Annotated in this window: 25 protein-coding genes and 1 other annotated feature; all 25 genes read left to right on the forward strand. The window is 50.7% G+C overall.

From position 1 onward, the window contains the following. Window positions 1–76 precede the first annotated feature (76 nt). Complete coding sequence (locus tag N0M98_RS25780; RefSeq protein ID WP_259619588.1) at window positions 77–1,174, forward strand: PIN/TRAM domain-containing protein; 1,098 nt, start codon at window positions 77–79, stop codon at window positions 1,172–1,174. 44 nt (window positions 1,175–1,218) lie between these two features. Then, window positions 1,219–1,923, forward strand: a complete 705-nt coding sequence (ispD, locus tag N0M98_RS25785; RefSeq protein ID WP_259619598.1) for a 2-C-methyl-D-erythritol 4-phosphate cytidylyltransferase — start codon at window positions 1,219–1,221, stop codon at window positions 1,921–1,923. Next, entirely contained in the window at window positions 1,920–2,405 is a 486-nt protein-coding gene (gene ispF / locus N0M98_RS25790) for a 2-C-methyl-D-erythritol 2,4-cyclodiphosphate synthase (RefSeq protein WP_259619589.1), read from the forward strand. Before ispD ends, ispF begins: the two co-directional genes overlap by 4 nt. A gap of 47 nt (window positions 2,406–2,452) precedes the next feature. Next, window positions 2,453–3,910 (forward strand): glutamate--tRNA ligase, encoded by a 1,458-nt coding sequence (gene gltX / locus N0M98_RS25795; protein WP_259619590.1) that lies wholly within the window; start codon window positions 2,453–2,455, stop codon window positions 3,908–3,910. A gap of 386 nt (window positions 3,911–4,296) precedes the next feature. Then, complete coding sequence (cysE, locus tag N0M98_RS25800; protein WP_375295553.1) at window positions 4,297–4,983, forward strand: serine O-acetyltransferase; 687 nt, start codon at window positions 4,297–4,299, stop codon at window positions 4,981–4,983. Next, window positions 4,973–6,370 (forward strand): cysteine--tRNA ligase, encoded by a 1,398-nt coding sequence (gene cysS / locus N0M98_RS25805; RefSeq protein WP_249860667.1) that lies wholly within the window; start codon window positions 4,973–4,975, stop codon window positions 6,368–6,370. The genes cysE and cysS overlap by 11 nt, the downstream gene beginning before the upstream one ends. Further along, entirely contained in the window at window positions 6,370–6,792 is a 423-nt protein-coding gene (locus N0M98_RS25810; RefSeq protein ID WP_375295554.1) for a Mini-ribonuclease 3, read from the forward strand. The genes cysS and N0M98_RS25810 overlap by 1 nt, the downstream gene beginning before the upstream one ends. A gap of 69 nt (window positions 6,793–6,861) precedes the next feature. Next, a complete protein-coding gene (gene rlmB, locus N0M98_RS25815; RefSeq protein WP_249866393.1) occupies window positions 6,862–7,602 on the forward strand; it encodes a 23S rRNA (guanosine(2251)-2'-O)-methyltransferase RlmB in 741 nt (246 codons plus the stop codon). A 13-nt stretch (window positions 7,603–7,615) separates the two neighbouring features. Further along, on the forward strand, window positions 7,616–8,131 hold the full coding sequence (locus N0M98_RS25820) for an NYN domain-containing protein (protein ID WP_249860669.1): 516 nt from the start codon (window positions 7,616–7,618) through the stop codon (window positions 8,129–8,131). Between the two features lie 126 nt (window positions 8,132–8,257). Then, window positions 8,258–8,902 carry an RNA polymerase sporulation sigma factor SigH gene (gene sigH / locus N0M98_RS25825; protein ID WP_239630941.1) on the forward strand — a complete coding sequence of 215 codons (645 nt, stop codon included), beginning with the start codon at window positions 8,258–8,260 and terminating at the stop codon, window positions 8,900–8,902. A 346-nt stretch (window positions 8,903–9,248) separates the two neighbouring features. Further along, the gene (gene rpmG, locus N0M98_RS25830) at window positions 9,249–9,398 is read left to right on the forward strand and encodes a 50S ribosomal protein L33 (RefSeq protein ID WP_079914997.1); all 150 of its coding nucleotides are present in this window, start codon (window positions 9,249–9,251) and stop codon (window positions 9,396–9,398) included. Window positions 9,399–9,416: 18 nt separating this feature from the next. Next, on the forward strand, window positions 9,417–9,629 hold the full coding sequence (gene secE, locus N0M98_RS25835; RefSeq protein WP_249860670.1) for a preprotein translocase subunit SecE: 213 nt from the start codon (window positions 9,417–9,419) through the stop codon (window positions 9,627–9,629). Window positions 9,630–9,656: 27 nt separating this feature from the next. Next, the gene (gene nusG / locus N0M98_RS25840; RefSeq protein ID WP_249860671.1) at window positions 9,657–10,190 is read left to right on the forward strand and encodes a transcription termination/antitermination protein NusG; all 534 of its coding nucleotides are present in this window, start codon (window positions 9,657–9,659) and stop codon (window positions 10,188–10,190) included. A gap of 42 nt (window positions 10,191–10,232) precedes the next feature. Beyond that, on the forward strand, window positions 10,233–10,658 hold the full coding sequence (gene rplK / locus N0M98_RS25845) for a 50S ribosomal protein L11 (protein WP_028552028.1): 426 nt from the start codon (window positions 10,233–10,235) through the stop codon (window positions 10,656–10,658). Between the two features lie 194 nt (window positions 10,659–10,852). Further along, the gene (rplA, locus tag N0M98_RS25850) at window positions 10,853–11,545 is read left to right on the forward strand and encodes a 50S ribosomal protein L1 (RefSeq protein ID WP_249860672.1); all 693 of its coding nucleotides are present in this window, start codon (window positions 10,853–10,855) and stop codon (window positions 11,543–11,545) included. A 54-nt stretch (window positions 11,546–11,599) separates the two neighbouring features. Beyond that, window positions 11,600–11,757, forward strand: a sequence feature (ribosomal protein L10 leader region). Window positions 11,758–11,922: 165 nt separating this feature from the next. Continuing rightward, window positions 11,923–12,432, forward strand: coding sequence for a 50S ribosomal protein L10 (gene rplJ / locus N0M98_RS25855; RefSeq protein WP_249860673.1), 510 nt, complete (start codon window positions 11,923–11,925; stop codon window positions 12,430–12,432). 55 nt (window positions 12,433–12,487) lie between these two features. Beyond that, complete coding sequence (rplL, locus tag N0M98_RS25860) at window positions 12,488–12,853, forward strand: 50S ribosomal protein L7/L12 (RefSeq protein WP_249860674.1); 366 nt, start codon at window positions 12,488–12,490, stop codon at window positions 12,851–12,853. Window positions 12,854–12,964: 111 nt separating this feature from the next. Next, the gene (locus N0M98_RS25865; RefSeq protein WP_249866394.1) at window positions 12,965–13,561 is read left to right on the forward strand and encodes a class I SAM-dependent methyltransferase; all 597 of its coding nucleotides are present in this window, start codon (window positions 12,965–12,967) and stop codon (window positions 13,559–13,561) included. A 329-nt stretch (window positions 13,562–13,890) separates the two neighbouring features. Then, window positions 13,891–17,427: a DNA-directed RNA polymerase subunit beta gene (rpoB, locus tag N0M98_RS25870; protein WP_249866395.1), complete on the forward strand. Its 3,537-nt coding sequence runs from the start codon at window positions 13,891–13,893 to the stop codon at window positions 17,425–17,427. A gap of 65 nt (window positions 17,428–17,492) precedes the next feature. Next, window positions 17,493–21,116 (forward strand): DNA-directed RNA polymerase subunit beta', encoded by a 3,624-nt coding sequence (gene rpoC, locus N0M98_RS25875; protein WP_283942775.1) that lies wholly within the window; start codon window positions 17,493–17,495, stop codon window positions 21,114–21,116. A 137-nt stretch (window positions 21,117–21,253) separates the two neighbouring features. After that, the gene (locus tag N0M98_RS25880) at window positions 21,254–21,505 is read left to right on the forward strand and encodes a ribosomal L7Ae/L30e/S12e/Gadd45 family protein (protein ID WP_249860675.1); all 252 of its coding nucleotides are present in this window, start codon (window positions 21,254–21,256) and stop codon (window positions 21,503–21,505) included. 129 nt (window positions 21,506–21,634) lie between these two features. Next, window positions 21,635–22,054, forward strand: a complete 420-nt coding sequence (gene rpsL, locus N0M98_RS25885) for a 30S ribosomal protein S12 (RefSeq protein ID WP_249860676.1) — start codon at window positions 21,635–21,637, stop codon at window positions 22,052–22,054. A gap of 45 nt (window positions 22,055–22,099) precedes the next feature. Continuing rightward, window positions 22,100–22,570 carry a 30S ribosomal protein S7 gene (gene rpsG / locus N0M98_RS25890; protein WP_239630950.1) on the forward strand — a complete coding sequence of 157 codons (471 nt, stop codon included), beginning with the start codon at window positions 22,100–22,102 and terminating at the stop codon, window positions 22,568–22,570. Window positions 22,571–22,605: 35 nt separating this feature from the next. Further along, window positions 22,606–24,681: an elongation factor G gene (fusA, locus tag N0M98_RS25895; protein ID WP_259619591.1), complete on the forward strand. Its 2,076-nt coding sequence runs from the start codon at window positions 22,606–22,608 to the stop codon at window positions 24,679–24,681. A 33-nt stretch (window positions 24,682–24,714) separates the two neighbouring features. After that, the gene (gene tuf, locus N0M98_RS25900) at window positions 24,715–25,905 is read left to right on the forward strand and encodes an elongation factor Tu (protein WP_249860678.1); all 1,191 of its coding nucleotides are present in this window, start codon (window positions 24,715–24,717) and stop codon (window positions 25,903–25,905) included. Window positions 25,906–26,084: the final 179 nt, after the last annotated feature.

Raw genomic sequence — 26,084 nt, forward strand, 5'->3', positions numbered from 1 at the left:
GGACGGTTAGCCAGGAAACTTTTGGTTCATAATTGTAACGAGGTTATTTCAAAGTAAAAGTTATGGAGGTGATTCTATGATGAAAAGATGGTTCCAATGTTTATTTGCAGTTATTGGGGGCGTGTTGGGATATGAGTGGAGTGATACCGTCGGACAGCCATTTTTCAAAATCATAGAAACGGTGTTCGGTGTGGAAACGTTGCGCGGCGAGGCTTATTGGATGATGATTGCCGGAGTCGTTCTCTTTTATTTCATCAGTTCATGGGCCGTTAATTATGTATTGCGCATGATGCAGCAAGGAGAGGAAAAGATTGCCGACGTACCGGTCTCCGATCTGATTGCGGGCACTTGCGGCATGATCGTCGGGCTGGTGCTTGCCGTCGTTTTTCTAACGCCGTTCGAGCAGGCCGTATTGTTTACTCCGCTGCTGCATGTCATTATTACGGCGATGCTAGGATTGGTCGGATTCCGCTTTGGTTATGCCAAGAAAGAAGAGGTTCTCGCCCTCTTGTCCAAGAGCCGTTCGGGCAGGGATCGCAATGCTCATGGCGAAGGCAAAGGATTCGAAGAGCATAAAATTCTCGATACAAGCGTCATTATCGACGGACGGATTGCCGATATATGCAAAACCGGATTTATCGAAGGCACGCTGGTTATTCCCGAATTCGTGCTGGAAGAGCTGCAGCATATTGCGGATTCCTCCGACCTGCTCAAACGAAACCGCGGCCGCCGCGGGCTCGACATTCTCAACAAAATCCAAAAAGAGCTGGAAGTCAAAGTATTGATCTATGAAGGCGACTTTGAGGAAATTTCCGAGGTGGACAGCAAGCTGGTGAAGCTGGCCAAGGTGCTGCAGGGCAAAGTGATTACGAATGATTTTAATTTGAATAAAGTATGCGAGCTGCAGGGCGTTTCGGTGCTGAACATTAATGATTTGGCCAATGCCGTCAAGCCGGTGGTGCTGCCGGGAGAAGAAATTCTCGTTCAAGTGATCAAGGACGGCAAAGAGCACGGGCAAGGCGTAGCCTATCTCGACGACGGCACGATGATCGTTGTGGAGGGCGGACGCGATTTTATCGGGATGACGCTGGACGTGCTGGTGACAAGCGTACTGCAGACTTCGGCGGGCCGGATGATTTTCGCCAAACCGAAACTATTGGAAAAAGCGCTCTAAAACGTATATGATAGGGGGAGCGCGATAAATAGTAGGTGAAAAGAGTGAACCAGCTGGGGGTAGTGGTTGTAGCTGCGGGCAAAGGCTCGCGGATGAAAACCGCGGAGAGCAAGCAATATCTGCAATTGAACGGCAAACCGATTATTGTACATACATTAGCTTTATTCGATCGGATGCCGGAGGTCGATACCATTGTGCTCGTAACGGGAGAGCAGGATGTCCGACGGTGCGAAGGGTATGTGAAGCAGTATGGACTCGGCAAAGTCAAACAAGTCGTCGTCGGCGGCCAGGAACGCCAGAACTCCGTGCACAGAGGCTTGAAGGCGCTGAGCGGAGCCGTGGAATGGGTTATGGTGCATGATGGAGTGCGCCCCTTCCCCGCGAAGGAGCATATTGTGGCCTGCTGGCGCAAGGCGATGGAGACGGAGGCGGCCGTGCTCGCGGTGCCGGTCAAAGATACGATCAAGGTTGTCGATCTTCAGGGGACGATCCAGTCCACCCCGGACCGGCGCAGCTTGTGGGCGATTCAAACCCCACAAGCTTTTCGTCTTTCTTTGCTGCTGCAGGCGTACGAGCAGGCGGAGAAGGACGGGTTCGTCGGCACCGACGATGCGATGCTGGTGGAACGAAGCGGCATGTCCGTGCAGGTCGTAGAAGCGGACTATTATAATATTAAAATTACGACGCCGGAAGATTTGCCGTGGGCGGAATGGATAATACGGAATGTCAGGGGAGAGGACAAGCAATGATTCGAGTAGGACAAGGATTTGACGTGCACCAACTGGCGGAAGGGCGTAAATGTATTATCGGGGGCGTAGACATCCCCTATGAGAAAGGACTGCTCGGCCATTCGGACGCGGACGTGCTGCTGCATGCGATCAGCGATGCGATACTCGGTGCGCTGGGATTAGGCGATATCGGCAAGCATTTCCCCGATACGTCGGCGGAGTTTAAGGATGCGGACAGCTACAAGCTGCTGCTGGACGTGTGGAAGCTGGCGAAGGAAGCGGGCTATAAGCTCGGCAACATCGATTCGACGATTATCGCTCAGAAGCCGAAGATGGCGCCATATATTCCCGCGATGGTACAGCGGATTGCCGAGGCTTTGGAGGCGGAGCCGTCCCAAGTAAATGTGAAAGCGACGACGACGGAGCAGCTCGGATTTACCGGACGCGGCGAAGGAATTGCGGCGCAATCGGTTGTTAGTTTGATCAAAGTTGTGCTATCATAGTGCATATTTTTGATTTCGGTTTTGCATAGGAGAGAGGAGCGGCAGCAATGTCAGGTCAATTTCGCGTAAGATATGCGCCAAGCCCTACCGGTCATTTGCATATCGGGGGTGCCCGCACGGCATTATTCAATTATTTGATCGCTCGCAAACAAAACGGGCAATTCATTATCCGGTTCGAAGACACCGATCAGACCCGCCACATGGAGTCGGGCATCGGCAGCCAATTGGAAGGGCTGAAATGGCTCGGACTGGATTGGGACGAGAGCGTCGATATCGGCGGTCCTTACGGCCCGTACCGGCAGACCGAGCGTCTGGACTTGTACCGCCCTTATGTCGAGCAAATGCTGCAGTCAGGCCACGCTTACCGCTGCTACTGTTCGGAGGCGGATCTGGAGCAGGAGCGGGCGGAGCAAGAGGCCAAGGGAGAGATGCCGCGCTATTCCGGCAAATGCCGTCACTTGACGGCTCAGCAGATCGAGCAGTACGAGGCGGAGGGACGCAAGCCTTCCATTCGCTTCCGCGTGCCGGAGGATCGGATCATCGCTTTCGAGGACCGCATTCGCGAGCATGTGGAATTCGAATCGAACGGGATCGGCGACTTCATCATCGTTCGTCCGGACGGGATTCCGACGTATAACTTCGCCGTTATACTCGACGATCATCTGATGAACATTACGCTCGTCATCCGCGGCGAGGAGCACTTGTCCAATACGCCAAGACAGATTATGATGTACGAAGCGCTGGGACTTCCCGTGCCCGAATTCGCGCATCTGGCGCTGATCCTGAATCAGGATCGCAAGAAGATGAGCAAGCGCGACGAATCGATCATCCAATTTATCGAGCAATACCGCGAGCTCGGCTACTTGCCTGAGGCCGTACTGAACTTCATCACCCTGCTCGGCTGGTCTCCGAAAGGGGAGGAGGAGATGTTCACCAAGGAAGAGCTGATCGCCCAGTTCGATCTCGACCGGCTGTCGAAGAGTCCGGCAGTGTTCGATATGGACAAGCTCAATTGGATGAACAATCAATATTTGAAGAAGGCGGAACTGTCTCGGGTTGTCGATCTGGCGCTGCCGCATTTGCAAAAAGCGGGACGCGTTCCCGAGCAGCTGTCTGCCGAACAGCAAGAATGGGTGAATCGCCTTGTGGCGCTGAATCAGGATCGAATGCAGTATGCGAGCGAAATCGTGCCGCTGTCCGATCTGTTTTTCCAAGACGACGTAGCCTGTGAGAATGACGAAGCCGAGGCGGTGCTTGCCGAAGATTACGTACCGGTCGTTCTGGGAAGCTTCCTGAGCCAAGTGGAGCAGTCGGAGAGCTTCGCCCCGGAACACATCCAGCCGATGCTTAAAGCCGTGCAGAAGGAAACCGGTTATAAAGGCAAGCAGCTGTTTATGACGATTCGCGTAGCTTTGACCGGGCAAGTTCATGGGCCTGACTTGAACATCACTATGTACTTGCTGGGCAAAGAGAAGGTTATCGACCGGCTGAAGAAGTTATTGTAAAGCTTACGCTTTTTCGTTATACTAAGTAACATTAATATTTCGTGGCGTTGATCAGGAGAGTACGATGAATCAGGGATTTACAGAGAGGGCGGCCGGGCTGAAGCTGCATAAGCGGGCCTGCGCTGGAAGCTGCTCATTCCCGTTGATCGGAAATGCACCTGGGAGCCGTATCGGCGAGCTGCTTTCCGGTTAGGGAAGCCAGGGTAGCCGTGCCGTATACGTTCACGTTACGAACGCCGAGATGGACGAGATTGCAAGTCCGAAGCAGAGTGGAACCGCGCGCTTTTCACGCCTCTGCAGCCGCAATGGCTGCAGAGGCTTTTTGGCGTAGAGAAGAGGGCAGGGAAGGCCGTTTCGGATATCGGGGAGACTATATATCTAGCTTGATGGGGAGAAAGCAGGTGATCGTCTTGTTCAAGTACATGAAGGAAGACATCGAAACGATATTTGAAAATGATCCCGCGGCCCGCAGCTGGTTCGAAGTAGCCTTTACCTACTCCGGACTGCACGCGCTTTGGGCGCATCGGGTCGCCCATTGGTTCTACAAGCGGCGATGGTTTACTACAGCTAGAATCATCTCCCAGTTCAGCCGCTTTATGACCGGCATCGAGATTCATCCGGGCGCCGTCATCGGACGCCGGTTTTTCATCGACCACGGCATGGGCGTCGTCATCGGGGAAACCTGCGAAATCGGCAACGATGTCGTGCTGTACCAAGGAGTCACTTTGGGAGGAACCGGCAAGGAGAAGGGAAAGCGGCATCCTACTATCGGCAATAATGTCGTGATCGGATCGGGAGCCAAGGTCCTCGGTTCCTTCACCGTCGGAGACAACTCCAGCGTCGGCTCCAACGCCGTCGTATTGCGGGAAGTGCCGCCGAACTGTACGGTGGTCGGAAATCCCGGCAGAATCGTGAAGCGGGACGGCGTGCGGGTCGGTCGGCTCGATCATAACAACCTGCCTGACCCGGTTATCGATATGTTCCGGCAAATGCAGCAGCAGATCGACGAAATGAAGGTAGCGGTCACTGCACCACAATCCAAGAATGGGGGCAGCCAAGATCATGGCGCTTAAAATTTATAATACGATGACCCGGGCCAAAGAGGAATTCAAGCCTCTGGAGCCGGGCAAGGTGAAAATGTATGTATGCGGTCCGACGGTGTACGATTACATCCATATCGGCAACGCGCGGCCGATCATTTTCTTCGACGTGGTAAGACGTTATTTGGAATCTGCCGGTTACGACGTCAATTATGTCGTTAACTTTACCGATGTCGACGACAAGCTGATCAAACGGGCGGCGCAAATGGGAACGACTGTTCCGGAAGTGGCCGAGACGTTCATCGGCAAGTTTTACGAGGATACGGAGGGATTAGGCGTTCGCAAGGCGACGCTCAATCCGCGCGTAACCGAAAATATCGACGAGATCGTCGCCTTTATCGAAGGCTTGGTAAGCAAAGGCTATGCGTACGAGAACGGCGGGGATGTCTATTTCCGCACGACCAAGTTCGCCGAATACGGCAAGCTCTCGCATCAAAATCTCGAGGAGCTGCAGTTCGGCATTCGCGTAGAGGTGGACGACCGGAAGGAAAATCCGCAGGATTTCGTGCTGTGGAAAGGCGCCAAGCCGGGGGAGATCTCCTGGGCTAGCCCATGGGGAGAAGGCAGACCGGGCTGGCATATCGAATGCTCGGCGATGGCCCGCAAATATTTGGGCGAGACGATCGACATTCACGGCGGCGGCCAAGATTTGCAGTTCCCGCATCACGAATGCGAAATCGCGCAATCCGAATGCTTGACCGGACATCCGATGGCCAATTACTGGATGCACAACGGGTATATCAACATCAATAACGAGAAAATGTCCAAATCGCTCGGCAACGGCGTTAACGTAAACCAGCTGCTGAAAACGATCAGCCCGCAGGTGATCCGTTATTTCATGCTGTCCGCGCATTACCGCAACCCGCTCAACTTCAGCGAGGAAGCGGTGGAGCAGGCCAAGAACGGGCTGGCCCGGATCGAGAACTGTATCGCCAATCTCAAGCACCGGCTGGCGAACGCGACTGAAGGCGAAGCGTCGGAGGAGATCGTTCATGCCGCGGCCGAGGTGCAGAAGCAGTTCGAACAGAAGATGAACGACGACTTCAATACGCCGGATGCGATCACGGCCGTGTTCGAGCTGGTTAATGCCGCGAATCCGTATGCGCAGCAGGAGAAGGTAACCAAGCGCTCGCTGGAGCTGTTGCTGGAACAATTTGAAGCGATGGACCGGGTTTTGGGCATACTAGCACAACAAGAAGAGGAACTGCTGGACGAAGAAATCGAGCGGTTGATTGTAGAGCGGACGGAAGCGCGCAAAGCCAAGCAATGGGCCCGCGCCGACGAAATCCGCGACTTGCTCACGGAGCAGGGCATTTTATTAGAGGATACGGCACAAGGTATCCGCTGGCGGCGGAAATGATGAAAGAGCCGTTCTCTTTCGATTCCGATCTGTTCTGTTTCCCGCCGGCGAAGGACCCGCAGCAGCTGAATCCGCTCGTGCTCGCTTATGTCGGGGATGCGGTATACGAGGTGTTCATACGCCAATATGTCGTGTCCCTAGCCAATCACCGGCCTAACCAACTGCATCGATTGTCGACCCATTTCGTTTCGGCCAAAGCCCAGGCGAAGGCGCTGCAGGCTTGGCTTCCGCTGCTGACGGAGCAAGAGACGGATATCGTCAAGCGGGGGCGGAACGCCAAGAGCGGGACCTCCGCCAAAAACGCGGATATTTTGGAATACCGTCACAGCACGGCATTCGAATGTTTGATCGGTTATTTATATTACACGAAGCAATTCGATCGGCTCCACTATTTGCTTATGAAATCGCTGGAGCGGGAGTAGCGGAAAGCGGAGCCGGAAGCGGGCCGAGCTGAAGCCGATTGGATTGTCTGAAATAAGGAGAGACAGATGATGGAGGAATTTATTGCCGGTAAGCACTCGGTGCTGGAAGCGTTGCGCTCGGGACGGACGATTAATAAAATCTGGATTGCCGAAAACGCGCAAAAACAGCTGACGCAGCCGATTATCGCCGAAGCGAAACAGCACGGAGTCATCGTGCAGACGGCGGATAAGCGCAAGCTGGACCAAATGGTCGAAAATGTGCAGCATCAGGGTGTCGTCGCTCAAGTAGCGGCATACGAATATGTGGAAGTGGACGATATTTTGGCGCGCGCCGAGAGTCGGGGCGAGGAGCCGTTTATTCTCATTTTGGATGAGATCGAAGATCCCCATAATCTCGGTTCGATACTGAGGACGGCCGATTGTACGGGGGTGCACGGAGTCATTATTCCGAAGCGCAGATCGGTGGGCCTGACCGCCACCGTCTCTAAAACGTCCGCAGGAGCCGTCGAGTATGTGCCTGTGGCGAGAGTGACGAATTTGGCGCAAACGATCGATCAGTTGAAGGATCGGGGCGTATGGGTAGCGGGCACCGATGTCGCGGCGCAGCAGCCTCTTTATAAGACAAATCTGAATATGCCGCTTGCTCTCGTTATCGGTAATGAGAATAAAGGCATGGGTCGGCTGATTAAGGAAAAATGCGATTTTCTGCTGAAGCTTCCGATGTTCGGCCATATCAACTCGCTCAACGCGTCGGTGGCGGCGTCCGTATTTATGTATGAGGTAGTGCGCCAACGGTTGTCGGCGAAATAGCGGGCTTAAGGCCATGATTCAGGAAATCCTCATCGTGGATGGATACAATATTATCGGCGCGTGGCCGGAGCTGCAGAAGCTCAAGGACATCAGCCTGGAGGAGGCCCGCGACCGGCTTATCGAGCAGCTCGCCGAATATCAGTCGTATTCGGGGATGAAGGTGCTGCTCGTCTTCGATGCTTATTACGTTCCCGGACTCGGCGGGAAATATGAGCAGAGCAAGCTCCGCATCTTCTATACGAAGGAGAAGGAAACGGCCGACGAACTGATCGAACGGCTGGTGACCCAGCATATCGGACGGCGCAAACAAATTTATGTGGCTACCTCGGATATGACCGAGCAGCATGTTATTTTTGGCAAGGGGGCGTTTCGCGTGCCGGCCGGAGAACTGCTGATCAAGGTGCGGCAGTCGAAGCGGGAGATCCAGAACAAAATCCGCCAGGAGCCTACAGGCAAGCGCAACACCTTTGACAACCAACTGCCTCCGCATATGAAGGACCTGTTCGAAAAATGGCGCCGAGGCCGGTAAGAAGCGGTAATTCCAGCGTTTAGCAGCGGTTAATTCGGTTGACGATAATAGATTACATAATGTATACTTATGCTATCTTTCAAGGGTACAAGGAATCGTAGTCTTGCCAGGCCGGAGGGATTGTCGGTGAGTGTCGACCTCAAAGAACTGAGAATGTACGAATATGACCTCAAGGCAGATGAAGACATTGTCGATGCGGTTCGCGAGGGTGACAGCGACGCATTGGAGTACTTGATTAACAAGTACAAGAACTTCGTTCGCGCCAAAGCGCGCTCTTATTTTTTAATAGGAGCAGACAGAGAAGATATCGTACAAGAAGGTATGATAGGTTTATATAAATCGATCCGGGACTTTCGCGGCGACAAACTCGCCTCCTTTAAGGCTTTTGCCGAGTTATGCATCACTCGTCAGATCATTACGGCTATTAAAACCGCCACCCGCCAGAAGCATATTCCTCTTAATTCGTATGTCTCTTTGGACAAGCCCATTTATGATGAAGATTCCGATCGCACGCTGCTTGACGTCATCTGCGGTTCCCGTGTTACGGACCCGGAAGAGCTGATTATCAATCAGGAAGAGTTCAGCGGTTTGGAAGACAAAATGGGAGAAATCTTAAGCGACTTGGAACGAAGGGTGCTTATGCTGTACTTGGACGGGCGTTCCTATCAGGAAATTGCGGTCGATTTGGATCGTCATGTGAAGTCGATTGACAACGCTTTGCAGCGCGTTAAACGAAAGCTGGAACGATATTTGGAAGTCCGAGACGCATAGTAGAGGCACCCGAACTTATATAAGTGGGGTGCTTTATTTTTTTGTGAGGAAAACGGGCGATCAAGCGGCTGCCATGCTGCATCTCTCGCGGAGGTATGCATCCGCAATTTGGCGCTTTTGGCAAATAAGGGACGAATATTCTCGTCGTACGTTTACCTGTGTCCTTGCCCGTCCATACTAGCAGGTATACGCCTAAAGCGCGTGAGCGGTATGCTAGTAGTAGGTTTCCCTTGACACCCAAATCGGGCTGTGCTAAAGTACATAGGTAGCCTTAAAACTGTAAGGCGTTTTTTTGCTGAACCTTTAAGGTTTAAAATTTGAGGCTGGTCCGTAGGAGGTGTACATCATGCGGGTTATAATCACGTTAGCGTGCACGAACTGCAAGCAAAGAAACTATACGTCCAATAAAAATAAGCGCAACCATCCAGACCGCATGGAGTTGAAGAAGTTTTGCAAGTTTTGCAATGAACATACCGCTCATCGCGAAACTAGGTAGTTTCTTGGAGGTGTAGTTGTGTCCTTTTTGGCTAGAATGAAGCAAGGATTCGGCAACACGTTTTCTTTTTTTGCGGACAGCTGGTCCGAACTCAAAAAAGTGAAGTGGCCAAGTCGTAAGGAATTGATCAGCTACACGCTAGTCGTTCTCTTTACGGTTGCCTTTACGACGATTTACTTCTACGTACTTGACTTGGGTATTTCTGAGCTGCTTCGACTTGTTTTTAAATAAGCGAGAGCATAGGTGGCTAATATGGAAATGGAAAAAAGATGGTACGTCGTACATACCTATTCCGGGTATGAGAATAAAGTCAAGGCAAACTTGGAAAAACGCGTTGAATCCATGGATATGAAGGACAAGATCTTTCGTGTTCTGGTACCGATGGAAGAAGAGCTTGTGAACAAGGACGGCAAGAAGAAGACGGTGATGCGTAAAGTATATCCGGGTTACGTGCTGGTCGAAATGATCCAGACCGACGACTCGTGGTATGTGGTGCGCAATACGCCGGGTGTGACGGGGTTTGTCGGTTCGACAGGGTCCGGTTCGAAGCCGACCGCGCTGCTTCCCGAGGAAGTGGAGTCGATTCTCAAGCATATGGGCATCGAAGAACCGAAACCGAAGATCGACTTCGATCTGAAGGAAACCGTTCGTGTAAAAGTGGGCCCGTTCGCCAACTTTGTCGGATCCGTGGAAGAAATTCTGCTCGACAAGGCGAAGCTGAAGGTTCACGTCAACATGTTCGGCCGCGAAACGCCGCTTGAATTGGATTATCATCAGGTGGAGAAGCTCTAGAAGTGAAGAACCGCCACACTACGTACAAGGGGGTGTCACACAATGGCAAAAAAGGTTATCAAGATTGTTAAGCTTCAAGTTCCTGCTGGTAAAGCGAATCCGGCTCCGCCAATCGGTCCGGCCCTCGGTCAAGCAGGCGTTAACATCATGGCTTTTTGTAAAGAGTTCAACGCTCGTACTGCCGATCAAGCAGGTTTGATCATTCCTGTTGAAATCACTGTATTCGAGGACCGTTCCTTTACGTTTATTTGCAAAACTCCACCGGCTGCTGTATTGCTCCGTGTAGCTGCAAAAATCGAAAAAGGCTCCGGCGAACCTAACAAAAAGAAAGTTGCTACGGTTAAACGCGCAACTGTCCGTGAAATCGCCGAACAAAAAATGCCTGACCTGAACGCTGCATCCGTTGAGGCTGCAATGCGTATGATCGAAGGTACTGCTCGCAGCATGGGCGTAGTCATCGAAGACTAATTCCGGTTGCTTAATCAGTGACAACCGACATTGCTTCGCGTAATGTAACGGTTGCGCTACCAGTGACAACTGACTTTCTATTCCTGAAAGTAACAGTTGCACTACCAGTGACAACCAACATGGCTTTGCAAATGTAATGGTTGCACTACCAGTGGGAGGATATTCCGCTAATACCACAGAGGAGGATATACAAAGTGCCTAAACACGGTAAGAAGTATTTGGAAGCTGCTAAGCTTGTAGATGCCGAAGCGGTATATGAGCCGTTAGAAGCTATCGAGCTTGTGAAAAAAACGGCGCCTGCAAAATTCGACGAAACCGTTGAAGTTGCAGTTCGTCTGGGCGTTGACCCTAGAAAACAAGACCAGGCTGTTCGCGGCGTTGTCGTATTGCCGCACGGTACAGGTAAAACCAAACGTGTGCTTGTATTTGCCAAAGGCGATAAAGCTAAAGAAGCGGAAGCGGCTGGCGCTGATTTCGTAGGCGATCAAGACATGATTAACAAGATCCAGCAAGGCTGGTTCGACTTTGACGTTTGCGTAGCTACACCGGACATGATGAGTGAAGTGGGTAAACTGGGTCGTATCTTGGGCGGTAAAGGTTTGATGCCTAACCCTAAAGCCGGTACGGTTACGTTCGACGTAGCTAAAGCGGTTCAGGAGATCAAGGCTGGTAAAATCGAATATCGCTTGGATAAAGCCGGTCAAATCCATGCTCCAATCGGTAAAGTATCCTTTGATGCCGAGAAACTGGCTGACAACTTCCGCGCATTGATCGACGCTTTGAACAGAGCGAAGCCTGCGGCTGCTAAAGGTGTATACCTGAAAAACATCGCTGTTTCCTCGACGATGGGTCCTAGCGCTCGCGTAAACGCGCAAACTTTTAGATAAGGATAAGCTTGGCAGTTGACTTTTACAGTCTCCCATGCTAACCTAATCTAGCTAACAATCGAATATGACTTACCGTAGACAGCAGGTGCCGACGAGGCTTAATTTCCTGCCGAGGTGTTATGATATAGAAACGGATTTCTTTGCCTTTAGTTCAAAGATAACGTGAATCATCATGCCTTCGCAGTGTCTGCGAAGGCATTTTTGCTTAAAGTAAAGATGCCTTTGCGGACATGACCGATAGAACGTGTTGCAGCGGAATACTACGGAATGTTTACGAGATAAGTTGATACGGTAACTGATGAAATGCGTTTTCTCACGAAAACTAAGTTTATGATGACGGAGACCGTTTTCTCACGAAAACTTTAGGAGGTGCAAAAATGGCAAACGCGAAAATTCTTGAGCAAAAATCCCAGCAGGTTGCGGAAGTAGCTGAAAAGCTGAAAGAGAGCTCTTGCACGATCGTTGCCGACTACCGCGGGTTGAACGTGGCTCAAGTAACCGAGCTTCGCAAGCAGCTGCGTGAAGCGGGCATTGAATTCCAAGTATTGAAAAACACTTTGGCTAGACGTGCTACGACGAATGCTGAACTGAGCGAGCTGAATGATTATCTTACAGGTCCTACGGCGATCGCGTTCAGTAAAGACGATATCGTTGCTCCTGCAAAAATTTTGACGGCTTTTGCAAAGAAAAACGAACATCTTAGCGTTAAAGCGGGTGTAGTTGAAGGTAAAGTGGTTGATGTTAACCAAATCAAAGCACTGGCCGAGCTTCCTTCCAGAGAAGGCTTGCTGTCCATGTTGCTCAGCGTGCTCCAAGCTCCTGTGCGCAACTTCGCCCTTGCGGTTAAAGCTGTGGCAGAAAAAGACGGCGGCGCGCAAGAAGCTTAATCCGCTTTGCAGTTGAACTAACCAAAAACAATAAATTATTGGAGGTATATATACCATGAGTAAAGAGCAAATCTTGGAAGCCATTAAAGGCATGACAGTTTTGGAATTGAACGATCTTGTTAAAGCAATCGAAGAAGAATTCGGCGTAACTGCCGCAGCTCCTGTAGCTGTTGTAGCTGGCGGCGCTGGCGCAGCTGAAGTTGCTGAGCAAACAGAATTCGACGTAATTTTGACTAGCGCTGGCGCTTCCAAAATCAACGTTATCAAAGTGGTTCGTGAGATCACTGGTCTTGGCCTGAAAGAAGCAAAAGACTTGGTTGACGGCGCTCCTAAACCAATCAAAGAAAAAGTGGGTAAAGAAGACGCTGATGCAATCAAAGCTAAGCTGGAAGAAGCTGGCGCAGCTGTAGAAGTAAAATAATTTCCTATGCAGTCGGCAGACCCCTTGGAGATGTAAACTTCAGGGGGTTTTCTCTATCTTCTTGCCGTATTGGCGCGGAAGGTACCATGTAGCCTTGTGGGGGTGAGAAAGATCAGCGAGCATTACTATTCGCAAAAACCAACGACGGCACACGACATGCACACCGTAGACGAAATGCTGCGGGGCCGTAAATTTACCTTTGTGACGGATGCCGGCGTGTTTTCCAAAAAGGGGGTGGATTACGGAACCAAAGCATTGATCGCGGCGATGGAGCTGCCGGAGCGCGGGGAAGTGCTGGATGTCGGCTGCGGCTATGGGCCTATCGGCTTGGCTGCGGCAAGCTTGATTCCCGAAGGAAAGGTGACGCTTGTCGATATCAATGAGCGGGCGGTGCAGCTGGCTCGGCAAAATGCGCAGCGCAATGCGATGGCGAATGTCGAAGTATTGCAGAGCGATATGCTGGCGGAAGTGCTGAACCGGAAGTTTGACGCCGTTCTGACGAATCCTCCGATCCGGGCGGGCAAAGAGACGGTGCACCGGATTTTTGAACAGGCGTATGAAGTGCTGAATCCCGGCGGGGCGTTGTGGATCGTCATTCAGAAGAAGCAAGGCGCTCCGTCGGCGATTGCCAAACTGGAGAGCTTGTTTGCCAAAGTGATCGAGATCGGCAAGGATAAAGGCTACAGAATCATCAAGGCCGTGAAATAAGTGGCGTGAAATACAATTATGTTGACTTGACATTTCTGATGTGGTATTATTATAAAATGTCAGCATTAGGGTAGGGTTACATGTCTTTAGTGTACTAAAATGTCAAGAAATATTTTTTGGCGGCATGATGAATAAAATTTAGGCATTCGACGTATAATGTTTAAATTTTAGGTAAAACCTACATGGTATGAGGAAAATTATGGTAACATGAAAGTTGATGCATTTAGAAGCTTCCACAAGAAGTATCACTTCAACAGTATTTACTCGAGAAGGCTTCAGGAGAGGCTTTTATTTTGTTCTATTGAGTAGACATGAGGGGTGAATCAAAGTTGGCGGGTCATCTTGTTCAATTAGGTCGACGCAAACGCAGGTCATACGCTCGGATTCATGAGGTTTTGGAAGTTCCGAACCTGATTGAAATCCAACAAAAATCATATGAGTGGTTTTTGGAAGAAGGATTGCGTGAAATGTTTCAGGATATTTCCCCGATTCAGGATTTCACGGGGAATTTGGTGTTGGAATTTATCGATTACAGCTTAGGCGAACCTAAGTATTCCGTCGATGAGTCCAAAGAACGCGATGTTACGTACGCAGCTCCGCTTCGTGTGAAAGTGCGCTTGATCAATAAAGAAACTGGCGAAGTCAAAGAGCAGGAAGTATTTATGGGAGATTTCCCTTTGATGACGGAGACAGGGACTTTTATTATCAATGGTGCCGAACGGGTTATCGTCAGTCAGCTGGTTCGATCTCCTAGCGTCTATTTTAGCACGAAAGTGGACAAAAACGGCAAGAAAACATATACGGCAACGGTAATTCCTAACCGCGGCGCGTGGCTGGAGCTGGAGACGGATGCGAAGGACATTATTTATGTCCGTATCGATCGTACTCGTAAAATTCCGGTCACCGTGCTGCTGAGAGCTTTGGGCTTCGGCACCGACGCGGAAATCCTGGACCTGCTGGGTGACGATGAGTACATCCGCAATACGCTGGATAAGGATAATACCGATTCTACCGACAAAGCGTTGATTGAAATCTATGAACGGCTTCGCCCAGGCGAGCCTCCTACGCTCGATAATGCAAGAAGCTTGCTGGTAGCTCGTTTCTTCGATCCGAAGCGCTATGATCTAGCGAATGTAGGACGTTACAAAATCAACAAGAAGCTGCATATTAAAAACCGTCTGTTTAATCAGAGGCTGGCCGAAACGCTGGTCGACACCAGCACCGGTGAAATTATCGCCGAAGCAGGACAACTGCTCGATCGCCGCTTGCTCGACGAGATTCTCCCTTATTTGGAGAACGGCGTAGGCTTCAATGAGTATACGGCCGTCAACGGCGTGACGGATATGGAGCATATTCCTTTCCAATGCATCAATGTGTATTCTCCTATCGAAGACGGCAAGATCGTAAAAGTGATTGCTAACGGTAAGATTGATAAGTCGGTTAAAAACATCACGCCTGCAGACATCATCTCATCTATCAACTACTTCATCAATCTACTGCACGGCATTGGCAGCACCGACGATATCGACCACCTGGGCAACCGGCGTTTGCGTTCGGTCGGCGAATTGCTGCAAAACCAATTCCGTATCGGTCTGTCCCGTATGGAGCGCGTAGTGCGCGAGCGGATGTCCATTCAGGACGCCAACGTCATTACGCCGCAGGCTCTGATCAATATCCGGCCTGTGATCGCATCGATCAAAGAGTTTTTCGGAAGCTCCCAGCTGTCCCAGTTTATGGACCAAACGAACCCGCTTGCCGAACTGACGCACAAACGTCGTCTGTCCGCGCTCGGGCCCGGCGGTTTGACGAGAGAGCGCGCAGGCTTTGAAGTCCGCGACGTCCATCACTCTCACTATGGCAGGATGTGTCCTATCGAGACGCCGGAGGGTCCGAACATCGGTTTGATCAACTCTTTGTCCACGTTTGCGAGAATCAACGAGTATGGCTTCATTGAAGCTCCTTATCGTTGGGTCGATCCGAAGACGGAAACAGTGACCGATCAAATCGCGTATTTGACGGCGGACGAGGAAGATAACTACGTCGTAGCGCAGGCGAATGCCGAGCTTACGGAAAGCGGGCATTTTGTCAATGACTCCGTTATCGTTCGTTATAAAGACGATATTTTGACGCTTCCTAAAGAACGCGTTGACTATATGGACGTTTCGCCTAAACAGGTTGTGTCCGTAGCGACGGCATTGATTCCGTTCCTGGAAAATGACGACTCCAACCGTGCCCTCATGGGTTCGAACATGCAGCGTCAAGCCGTGCCTTTGCTCATTCCTAAGGCGCCTCTGGTAGGTACCGGTATGGAGCATAAGGCAGCCAAAGACTCGGGCGTATGTATCGTGTCCAAAGTCGACGGCGTCGTAGAACGCGTGTCGGCTAACGAGATTTGGGTTCGCCGCCAGGCGATGGTAGACGGCAAGCTGGTGAACGGCGATTTGATCAAGCATAAGCTGCATAAGTTTATGCGTTCCAACCAAGGTACGTGTATCAATCAGCGTCCGATTTGCCACAAAGGCGAGAAAGTCCGCGTCGGCGATATTTTGGCGGACGGACCTTCGACCGAAATGGGCGAATTGGCGCTTGGTCGCAACGTAGTCGTAGCATTTATGACTTGGGAAGGTTATAACTACGAGGATGCGATTCTGCTGAGCGAAAAGTTGGTTAAAGAGGATGTATACACATCCATTCATATCGAGGAATACGAATCCGAAGCCCGCGATACGAAGCTGGGACCGGAGGAAATCACGCGCGATATCCCGAACGTGGGTGAAGACGCGCTGAAGAATCTGGACGAGCGAGGCATTATTCGTGTCGGTGCCGAGATCGGCGCGGGCGACATCCTCGTCGGTAAAGTAACGCCTAAGGGCGTAACCGAGCTGACGGCGGAAGAGCGCTTGCTGCATGCGATCTTCGGTGAGAAGGCGCGTGAAGTTCGCGACACCTCTCTGCGCGTTCCGCACGGTACCGACGGTATCGTCGTAGACGTGAAGGTGTTTACCCGCGAGAACGGCGATGAATTGCCTCCTGGCGTTAATCAATTGGTTCGTGTCTATATCGCGCAAAAACGGAAAATTTCCGAAGGCGATAAAATGGCCGGACGTCACGGTAACAAAGGGGTTATCGCCCGTATTTTGCCGGAAGAGGACATGCCGTTCATGCCGGACGGAACTCCTGTTCAAGTCGTCTTGAACCCGCTGGGCGTTCCTTCGCGGATGAACATCGGTCAGGCGTTCGAGGTTCACTTGGGCATGGCCGCCAACTTCCTCGGCATTCATACGGCGACTCCGGTATTCGACGGCGCGCGCGAGCACGACGTATTCGATACGATGGAAGAAGCCGGCATGCAGCGCAACGGTAAGACATTGCTGTATGACGGACGTACGGGCGAACCGTTCGAACGTGAAGTTACGGTCGGCGTCATGTACATGATTAAGCTGGCGCACATGGTTGACGATAAAATCCATGCCCGTTCCACAGGTCCTTACTCTCTCGTAACGCAGCAGCCGTTGGGCGGTAAAGCTCAGTTCGGCGGACAGCGCTTCGGGGAGATGGAGGTTTGGGCTCTGGAAGCCTACGGCGCGGCTTATACGCTGCAAGAAATTTTGACCGTCAAGTCCGATGACGTGGTCGGTCGGGTGAAAACTTACGAGTCAATCGTCAAAGGTGAGAACGTTCCTGAACCTGGCGTTCCGGAATCCTTTAAAGTATTGATTAAAGAGCTTCAAAGCTTGGGTATGGACGTGAAAATCCTGTCTGGAGACGAGCAAGAGATCGAAATGAAGGAAATGGACGACGACGATGAGGTTACAAGCGATAAGCTCAATCTCAATCTTGAAGGCACGGAGTTAGGTGTAGAATAACGCAAGTGTTCGCGATACCGCATGGTTTGCTGATCATATAGCACATTCTTAAGGAGGGTTGCTCCTTGATGGACGTTAACAACTTCGAATTTATGAAAATCGGCTTGGCTTCTCCGGAAAAGATCCGTTCGTGGTCCCGCGGGGAAGTTAAAAAACCGGAAACGATCAACTACAGAACACTGAAGCCTGAAAAGGAAGGTTTGTTCTGCGAAAAAATATTCGGACCGACCAAAGACTGGGAATGTCATTGCGGCAAATACAAACGCGTTCGTTATAAAGGCGTCGTTTGCGATCGCTGTGGCGTTGAAGTGACCAGACAAAAGGTTCGGCGCGAGCGTATGGGCCACATCGAGCTGGCGGCTCCGGTATCCCACATTTGGTACTTCAAAGGGATTCCGAGCCGTATGGGCTTGGCTCTCGATATGTCTCCTCGTTCCCTCGAAGAGATCATCTACTTCGCATCTTATGTTGTAACGGACCCAGGCGATACACCGCTGGAGAAAAAGCAGCTGCTGTCCGAGAAAGAATACCGCAGCTACCGTGAAAAGTACGGCTATGCTTTCCAAGCGGGAATGGGCGCCGAAGCGGTGAAAAAGCTTCTTCAGGACATCGACATCGATAAAGAGGTCGAAACGCTGAAAGAAGAGCTCAAAACGGCTCAAGGCCAGCGTCGTAACCGTGCGATTAAACGGCTCGAAGTTATGGAAGCATTCCGCAATTCGAAAAACATGCCGGAATGGATGGTACTCGACGTGCTTCCGGTTATTCCTCCGGAGCTGCGCCCGATGGTTCAGCTCGACGGCGGACGCTTTGCGACTTCCGACTTGAACGATTTGTACCGCCGCGTTATTAACCGGAACAACCGTTTGAAACGGCTGCTCGATCTTGGAGCTCCGGATATTATCGTTCAGAACGAGAAGCGGATGCTGCAGGAAGCGGTAGACGCCTTGATCGACAACGGCCGCCGCGGCCGTCCTGTAACCGGTCCTGGTAACCGTCCGCTCAAATCCTTGAGCCATATGCTCAAAGGGAAGCAAGGACGCTTCCGGCAAAACTTGCTTGGTAAACGGGTTGACTATTCCGGTCGTTCGGTTATCGTCGTAGGTCCGAGCCTCAAAATGTACCAATGCGGTCTTCCTAAAGAAATGGCTTTGGAACTGTTCAAACCATTCGTTATGAAGGAGCTTGTCAATAAAGGCCTCGCCCATAACATCAAGAGCGCGAAGCGCAAAGTAGAACGCGTAAGCCCTGAAGTATGGGATGTGCTTGAAGAAGTCATCAAGGAACATCCGGTTCTGCTCAACCGTGCCCCCACGCTGCACAGATTGGGGATTCAGGCGTTCGAACCGATCCTTGTAGAAGGACGCGCCATCAAGCTGCATCCGCTCGTATGTACGGCGTATAACGCCGACTTTGACGGTGACCAAATGGCCGTTCACGTTCCGTTGTCTTCCGAGGCTCAAGCGGAAGCGCGCGTGCTTATGCTCGCATCCGGTAACATCTTGAACCCGAAAGACGGCAAGCCGGTCGTTACGCCTTCTCAGGATATGGTCTTGGGAAGCTTCTACTTGACGACCGACAACAAATTCGCCAAAGGCGCGCTGACGATCGTACGTTCGGTGCATGAGGCTGTTTCCTTGTACCAGCGCGGCGCCGCTTCGCTGCATGCTCGTATCGCCATCCCGGCGAAAGTGCTTAGCAAAACGAGCTTCACGCCGCAGCAGCAAGAAGCTATGCTGATCACTACGATCGGTAAAGTCATCTTTAACGAAATTTATCCTGCCGATTTCCCTTATATCAACGAGCCGACAAAGTCGAACTTGCTCGTCGGCCCTTCGGATGCATATTTCGTATTCGACAAGGGGGCGAACCTCCGCAAAATTATGGAGGAGCTGCCGGAATGCAAAGCGGTAGGTAAAGAATATCTCGGATCGATCATCGCGGAATGCTTCCGCAGATACCATACGACGTTGACTTCGGTCATTCTCGACCGGATCAAGGAGCTTGGCTTTACTTATTCCACGAAGGCCGGTATTACGATCGCCGTAGCGGACGTTACCGTTCCTCCGGAAAAGGATGAGCTGCTGAAAGAATCCGAAGATAAAGTTAACGTAGTTACAAATCAATACCGCCGCGGCTTGATTACCGACGACGAACGTTATGACCGCGTTATTGCCATCTGGAGTAAAACGAAGGATGAAATTACGGACATTCTGATGAAGTCGCTCGATAAATACAATTCCATCAACATGATGGTTGAGTCTAAAGCACGGGGTAATAAATCGCAGATTACGCAGCTCGGCGGTATGCGCGGTCTGATGGCTACGCCAACCGGACGTATTTATGAGCTGCCGATCAAATCGAACTTCCGCGAAGGCCTCACCGTATTGGAGTACTTTATCTCCACGCACGGCGCCCGTAAAGGGTTGGCCGATACGGCGCTGCGGACAGCGGACTCGGGTTACTTGACCCGGCGTCTGGTCGACGTGGCACAGGACGTTATCGTTCGCGACGAAGATTGCGGTACGGACAAAGGCTTTACCGTCAGCCGTATTCAGGACGGCAAAGAGGTTATCGAGGATCTGTACGACCGTATCGAAGGCCGCTACGCTTTCGAAACGATCCGCGACCCGCAAACCGGCGAAGTGATTGTCGGACGCAACGAGCTGATCGAAGCCGGCATCGCCGACAAGATTATCGCTGCGGGCATCGAGAAGCTGCAAATCCGCTCCGTGCTTAGCTGCCGCTCCAGACACGGCGTCTGCAAAAAATGCTACGGCCGTAACCTGGCGACAGGTCAGCACGTAGAGATCGGGGAAGCTGTAGGGATTATCGCCGCTCAGTCCATCGGGGAACCGGGAACTCAGCTCACCATGCGTACGTTCCATACCGGGGGCGTTGCAGGGGACGATATTACCCAAGGTTTGCCGCGGATTCAGGAGCTCTTCGAGGCCCGGAATCCGAAAGGGCAAGCGATCATTACGGAAATCGACGGTATCGTCAAAGATATCCGCGAAGCGAAAGACCGCCGCGAGATCGAAGTGCTCGGCGAAGCGGAATCCAAAGTTTATGCGGTGCCTTACGGCTCCCGTATTCGCGTGTCGGTGAACCAGCACGTCGAAGCCGGCGACGAATTGACGGAAGGCTCCATCGACCCTAAAGAAATGCTGCGCATCAAAGGGATTCGCGGCGTGCAAAACTATATTCTCCAAGAGGTTCAGCGCGTATACCGTAACCAGGGCGTTGAAATCAACGATAAGCATATCGAAGTTATGGTTCGCCAGATGCTTCGCAAAATCCGTATCGTTGACGCCGGCGACACGACGTTGCTGCCAGGCTCCTTCGTCGATATTCATGAGTACGAGGAAGCCAACAAAGTGGCATTGTTCGCCGATCTGGAGCCGGCTGTCGCAAGACCTGTGCTGCTCGGTATTACCAAAGCGTCGCTCGAGACCGATTCCTTCCTGTCGGCCGCGTCCTTCCAGGAAACGACTCGCGTATTGACGGACGCTGCGATCAAGGGCAAGGTCGACCAGCTGCTCGGCTTGAAAGAGAATGTTATTATCGGTAAGCTGATCCCTGCAGGTACGGGGATGTCGAGATACCGTAACATTCGTATTACCAATCCTAACGAAGAGGTTACGGACGAAGATCAGTCTCTCGAAATGGAGACGGTCACGGTAGAATAAACGCCAAATCAAGAATAGAAACGATGCTTGTCTTCATGAAATAATTTCTTTTTGTGAAGACAAGCAATTTTCTTGACAGGGTATGATCCGGATGCTAATATATCAAAGTGTGCCATTTTCCTTTGGAGGATGTTTTCATGTCTTATGATAAAGTGAAACAGGCAGCGAACATTAGCATAGGCACGAAGCAAGCGACAAGAATGGTAGAGCTAGGTAAGGCTACGGAAGTTTTTGTTGCCAAAGATGCAGATCCGCGAATAACGATAAAAATGATTAACCTCTGCAAGAAAATGGGGGTTAAAGTAACATACGTTGATTCCATGAAGTTGTTAGGTAAAGCGTGTGGTATTGAAGTTGGAGCTGCGATGGCAGCTGTAGTGAATGAATGATGTCAGCATGTTTTTGTCAGACAAAACAGCGATGTGAGGATGACAAAAACTTTTACTTTGTTCATTTACGATTCGCCTGGATCTGTGGGCTTAAAATCAAGGTCATTCATTTTGGAAGGAGGTGGCGACATGCCAACAATTAACCAACTCGTTCGTAAAGGACGCCAAGCGAAAGTGGAAAAATCCAAGTCCCCGGCTCTTCAAAAAGGTTTTAACGCTCTGAAAAGAGAAGCTACAGACCTGAGCGCTCCTCAAAAGCGCGGTGTATGTACTCGTGTAGGTACAATGACACCGAAGAAACCGAACTCCGCTCTTCGTAAATATGCCCGTGTACGTTTGACTAACCGCGTAGAGGTTACTGCTTACATTCCGGGTATCGGACATAACCTTCAGGAGCACAGCGTTGTATTGATTCGCGGCGGACGGGTAAAAGACCTTCCAGGGGTACGTTACCATATCGTTCGCGGCGCATTGGATACATCCGGTGTGAACAACCGTAAACAGGCTCGTTCCAAATACGGTACGAAACGTCCGAAAGAGAAAAAGTAATCAGTGATTTCATAAGAATGAACTTTTCGAGAAAGGGGGATAACTATGCCTCGTAAAGGTCCAGTTACTCGCAGAGACGTATTGCCAGATCCTATTTATAATAGCAAGCTGGTAACTCGTTTGATCAACCGCATTATGATCGATGGCAAAAGAGGTGTCGCTCAAACGATCCTTTATAACGCCTTCAATCTGATTCAAGAACGTACAGGTAAAGAGCCGATGGAAGTGTTTGAAGCAGCCATCAAAAACATCATGCCTGTTCTTGAAGTTAAAGCTCGCCGTGTCGGTGGTGCGAACTATCAAGTACCTATCGAAGTTAGACCGGAACGTCGTACCACTTTGGGACTTCGTTGGTTGGTTAACTATTCTCGCCTTCGTGGTGAGAAAACGATGGAAGAAAGATTGGCGCAAGAAATTATCGACGCTAGCAACAACACAGGCGCTTCCGTTAAAAAACGCGAAGATACGCACAAAATGGCTGAAGCCAACAAAGCGTTTGCGCACTATCGTTGGTAAAATTACATTCCTGATAATAGGAAGGAGACAACCTGATGGCAAGAGAGTTCTCCTTAAAAGATACGCGTAATATCGGGATTATGGCGCATATTGATGCGGGCAAAACGACGACTACCGAGCGGATCTTGTTCTATACAGGCCGTACTCACAAGATTGGTGAGGTGCACGAAGGTGCAGCGACAATGGACTGGATGGAGCAAGAGCAGGAGCGCGGAATTACGATTACTTCCGCCGCTACGACTGCCGCTTGGAAAGGTCACCGCATCAATATTATCGATACCCCGGGACACGTTGACTTCACCGTTGAAGTTGAACGTTCCCTGCGCGTGTTGGATGGAGCAGTAGGTGTGTTCAGTGCGAAGGAAGGCGTTGAGCCTCAATCCGAGACAGTTTGGAGACAAGCTGACCGTTACGGAGTTCCTCGTATTGGATACGTTAATAAAATGGACATCATCGGTGCAGACTTCTTAGGCGTAATTAAGCAAATGCGTGAAAGACTAGGCGCAAATGCGGTTCCTATTCAACTGCCAATCGGTGCTGAAAGTGACTTCATTGGTATTATCGATTTGATCGAACAAGTTGCCTTCATCTTTAAAGATGACATGGGTAAAGAAGTAGATCGAGTTGAAATTCCTGAAGAATATAAAGCAAAAGCGGAAGAGCTTCGTCTTGACCTCGTGGAAAAAGTTGCTGAGCTTGATGAAGAGCTTACAATGAAATACCTCGAGGGTGAAGAACTGACTGTTGAAGAGATCAAAAAAGCTCTTCGCACCGGTACTTGCCAAGTAAAAATCTTCCCTGTTGTTTGCGGTTCTTCTTACCGTAACAAAGGCGTTCCTTTGATGATCGACGCTGTTGTAGATTACCTGCCGGCTCCGATCGACGTTCCTGACATTAAAGGTACTTTGGAAGACGGCACGGAAGTAACTCGTAAATCTGCGGACGATCAACCGTTCTCGGCTCTTGCATTCAAGATCATGACGGATCCGTTCGTAGGTAAATTGACGTTCTTCCGCGTATACTCCGGTATCTTGAGCTCCGGTTCGTACGTAATCAACTCCACAAAAGGCAAACGTGAAAGAATCGGCCGTATCCTTCAGATGCATGCTAACAGCCGTCAAGAAATCAGCGAAGTTTACTCCGGTGATATCGCGGCAGCGGTTGGTTTGAAAGATACGACAACCGGGGACACGCTTTGCGATGAGAAAAATCCGGTAATCTTGGAGTCCATGAACTTCCCAGAGCCGGTTATCCAGCTTGCTGTTGAGCCGAAAACGAAGGCTGACCAAGATAAGATGGGTATCGCTTTGCAAAAGCTTTCCGAAGAAGACCCGACTTTCCGTGCTCATACGGACGAAGAGACTGGTCAAACCATCATCGCCGGTATGGGTGAGCTTCACCTGGAGATCCTGGTTGACCGTATGCTTCGCGAATTCAAGGTAGAAACCAATGTGGGTAAACCGCAGGTTGCATACCGTGAAACGTTCCGTCAAGCGGCTAGAGTCGAAGGCAAGTTCGTTCGCCAATCCGGCGGCCGTGGTCAATACGGACATTGTTGGGTTGAGTTCGAACCGCTTGAAGCCGGTACTGGCTTCCAGTTCGAAAGCAAAATCGTGGGCGGCTCTATTCCTAGAGAATATATCGCTCCGATCCAAGCAGGTATTGAAGAGTCCATGAAGAACGGCGTATACGCCGGTTTCCCTCTTGTTGATATTAAAGCAACCGTTGTTGACGGTTCTTATCATGATGTCGACTCCAGTGAAATGGCGTTTAAAATTGCCGGTTCCATGGCTTTGAATGCCGCAGCGGAAAAATGCCGTCCGGCATTGCTTGAGCCAATCATGAAAGTAGAAGTAACCGTACCGGAAGAGTACATGGGCGACGTAATGGGCGACCTGAACTCCCGCCGCGGACGGATCGAAGGTATGGACACTCGTCACGGTGCGCAAATCATCCGTGCAAAAGTACCTTTGTCCGAAATGTTCGGATACTCCACCACTTTGCGTTCCCGTACACAAGGTCGCGGCGTGTATTCGATGGAAATTTCCCACTATGAAGAAGTGCCTAAGTCCATTGCAGAAGAAATCGTTGCAAAGAACAAAGGCGCCTAATAATAAATGTTTATCTAAGGAGGCAATCTAACCATGGCAAAAGCGAAATTTGAGCGCAATAAACCGCACGTTAACATCGGCACGATCGGTCACGTTGACCACGGTAAAACAACTTTGACTGCTGCTATCACTACTGTATTGTCCAAAAGATACGGTGGCGCAGCGGTAGCTTTCGACCAAATCGACAAAGCTCCAGAAGAGCGTGAGCGCGGTATCACTATCTCCACTGCACACGTTGAATACGAAACTCCTAACCGTCACTACGCACACGTTGACTGCCCAGGTCACGCCGACTATGTTAAAAACATGATCACAGGCGCAGCGCAAATGGACGGAGCGATCCTGGTTGTATCCGCAGCTGACGGCCCAATGCCGCAAACTCGCGAACACATCCTGCTCTCCCGCCAAGTAGGCGTTCCTTACATCGTCGTATTCTTGAACAAATGCGACATGGTTGAAGACGAAGAGCTTCTGGAATTGGTTGAAATGGAAGTTCGCGACTTGTTGAACGAATATGAGTTCCCTGGCGACGACACTCCAATCGTACGCGGTGCAGCTCGTGAAGCTTTGCAAAACCCAGACGGTCCTTGGGCTGATAAAATCATTGAGCTGTTCGAGCACATTGATTCTTACATCCCGACTCCTGAGCGCGACACTGACAAGCCTTTCTTGATGCCTGTCGAGGACGTATTCTCGATCACTGGCCGCGGTACTGTTGCTACAGGTCGTGTAGAGCGCGGTACGGTTAAAGTACAAGACGAGATCGAAATCGTTGGTCTTGTTGAAGAAACTCGCAAATCCGTCGTTACTGGCGTTGAGATGTTCCGCAAATTGCTGGACTCCGCTCAAGCTGGCGACAACATCGGCGCATTGCTTCGCGGTGTAGACCGTAAAGATATCGAGCGTGGACAAGTATTGGCTAAACCGGGTTCGGTTAAACCACACACGAACTTCTCTGCTCAAATCTACGTTCTGACTAAAGAAGAGGGTGGCCGTCATAAGCCTTTCTTCACTGGCTACCGTCCTCAATTCTATTTCCGTACAACTGACGTTACAGGTATCATCAACCTGCCTGAAGGTACTGAAATGGTTATGCCAGGCGACAACATCACGGTTACGGTTGAGCTGATCGCTCCAATCGCTATCGAAGAAGGTACTCGCTTCGCTATCCGCGAAGGCGGCCGTACTGTAGGCGCTGGCGCAGTTGCAACTATCAGCAAGTAATTGCTGAAGCGATAACGAATCCCTTCATCTTGCATAAAGATGAGGGGATTTATTTTTTTAGGCAAAAGTGCAAAGAAGAGCTTGCTTTTTCATTCAGGATTTTATATAATAGTGAGCGTTGGTCTGTGACGTTGCGATGACGTGAGAGGTTGCTGACACACCCGGCCCCTTTGCCATAG

This window comes from Paenibacillus doosanensis (assembly GCF_025060755.1).
GTDB lineage: Bacteria > Bacillota > Bacilli > Paenibacillales > NBRC-103111 > Paenibacillus_S > Paenibacillus_S doosanensis.

Excerpts from the sequence above, each read along its gene's own strand:
- N0M98_RS25820 (WP_249860669.1), top strand. The coding sequence starts at position 7,616 with ATGATTCAGGAAATCCTCATCGTGGATGGATACAATATTATCGGCGCG.
- rplJ (WP_249860673.1), top strand. The coding sequence starts at position 11,923 with ATGGCAAACGCGAAAATTCTTGAGCAAAAATCCCAGCAGGTTGCGGAA.
- rplL (WP_249860674.1), top strand. The coding sequence starts at position 12,488 with ATGAGTAAAGAGCAAATCTTGGAAGCCATTAAAGGCATGACAGTTTTG.
- rpsG (WP_239630950.1), top strand. The coding sequence starts at position 22,100 with ATGCCTCGTAAAGGTCCAGTTACTCGCAGAGACGTATTGCCAGATCCT.
- tuf (WP_249860678.1), top strand. The coding sequence starts at position 24,715 with ATGGCAAAAGCGAAATTTGAGCGCAATAAACCGCACGTTAACATCGGC.
- rpmG (WP_079914997.1), top strand. The coding sequence starts at position 9,249 with ATGCGGGTTATAATCACGTTAGCGTGCACGAACTGCAAGCAAAGAAAC.
- rpsL (WP_249860676.1), top strand. The coding sequence starts at position 21,635 with ATGCCAACAATTAACCAACTCGTTCGTAAAGGACGCCAAGCGAAAGTG.
- N0M98_RS25810 (WP_375295554.1), top strand. The coding sequence starts at position 6,370 with ATGAAAGAGCCGTTCTCTTTCGATTCCGATCTGTTCTGTTTCCCGCCG.
- cysS (WP_249860667.1), top strand. The coding sequence starts at position 4,973 with ATGGCGCTTAAAATTTATAATACGATGACCCGGGCCAAAGAGGAATTC.
- N0M98_RS25880 (WP_249860675.1), top strand. The coding sequence starts at position 21,254 with ATGTCTTATGATAAAGTGAAACAGGCAGCGAACATTAGCATAGGCACG.
- nusG (WP_249860671.1), top strand. The coding sequence starts at position 9,657 with ATGGAAAAAAGATGGTACGTCGTACATACCTATTCCGGGTATGAGAAT.
- gltX (WP_259619590.1), top strand. The coding sequence starts at position 2,453 with ATGTCAGGTCAATTTCGCGTAAGATATGCGCCAAGCCCTACCGGTCAT.
- fusA (WP_259619591.1), top strand. The coding sequence starts at position 22,606 with ATGGCAAGAGAGTTCTCCTTAAAAGATACGCGTAATATCGGGATTATG.
- cysE (WP_375295553.1), top strand. The coding sequence starts at position 4,297 with ATGGGGAGAAAGCAGGTGATCGTCTTGTTCAAGTACATGAAGGAAGAC.
- rlmB (WP_249866393.1), top strand. The coding sequence starts at position 6,862 with ATGGAGGAATTTATTGCCGGTAAGCACTCGGTGCTGGAAGCGTTGCGC.
- N0M98_RS25780 (WP_259619588.1), top strand. The coding sequence starts at position 77 with ATGATGAAAAGATGGTTCCAATGTTTATTTGCAGTTATTGGGGGCGTG.
- ispF (WP_259619589.1), top strand. The coding sequence starts at position 1,920 with ATGATTCGAGTAGGACAAGGATTTGACGTGCACCAACTGGCGGAAGGG.
- rplK (WP_028552028.1), top strand. The coding sequence starts at position 10,233 with ATGGCAAAAAAGGTTATCAAGATTGTTAAGCTTCAAGTTCCTGCTGGT.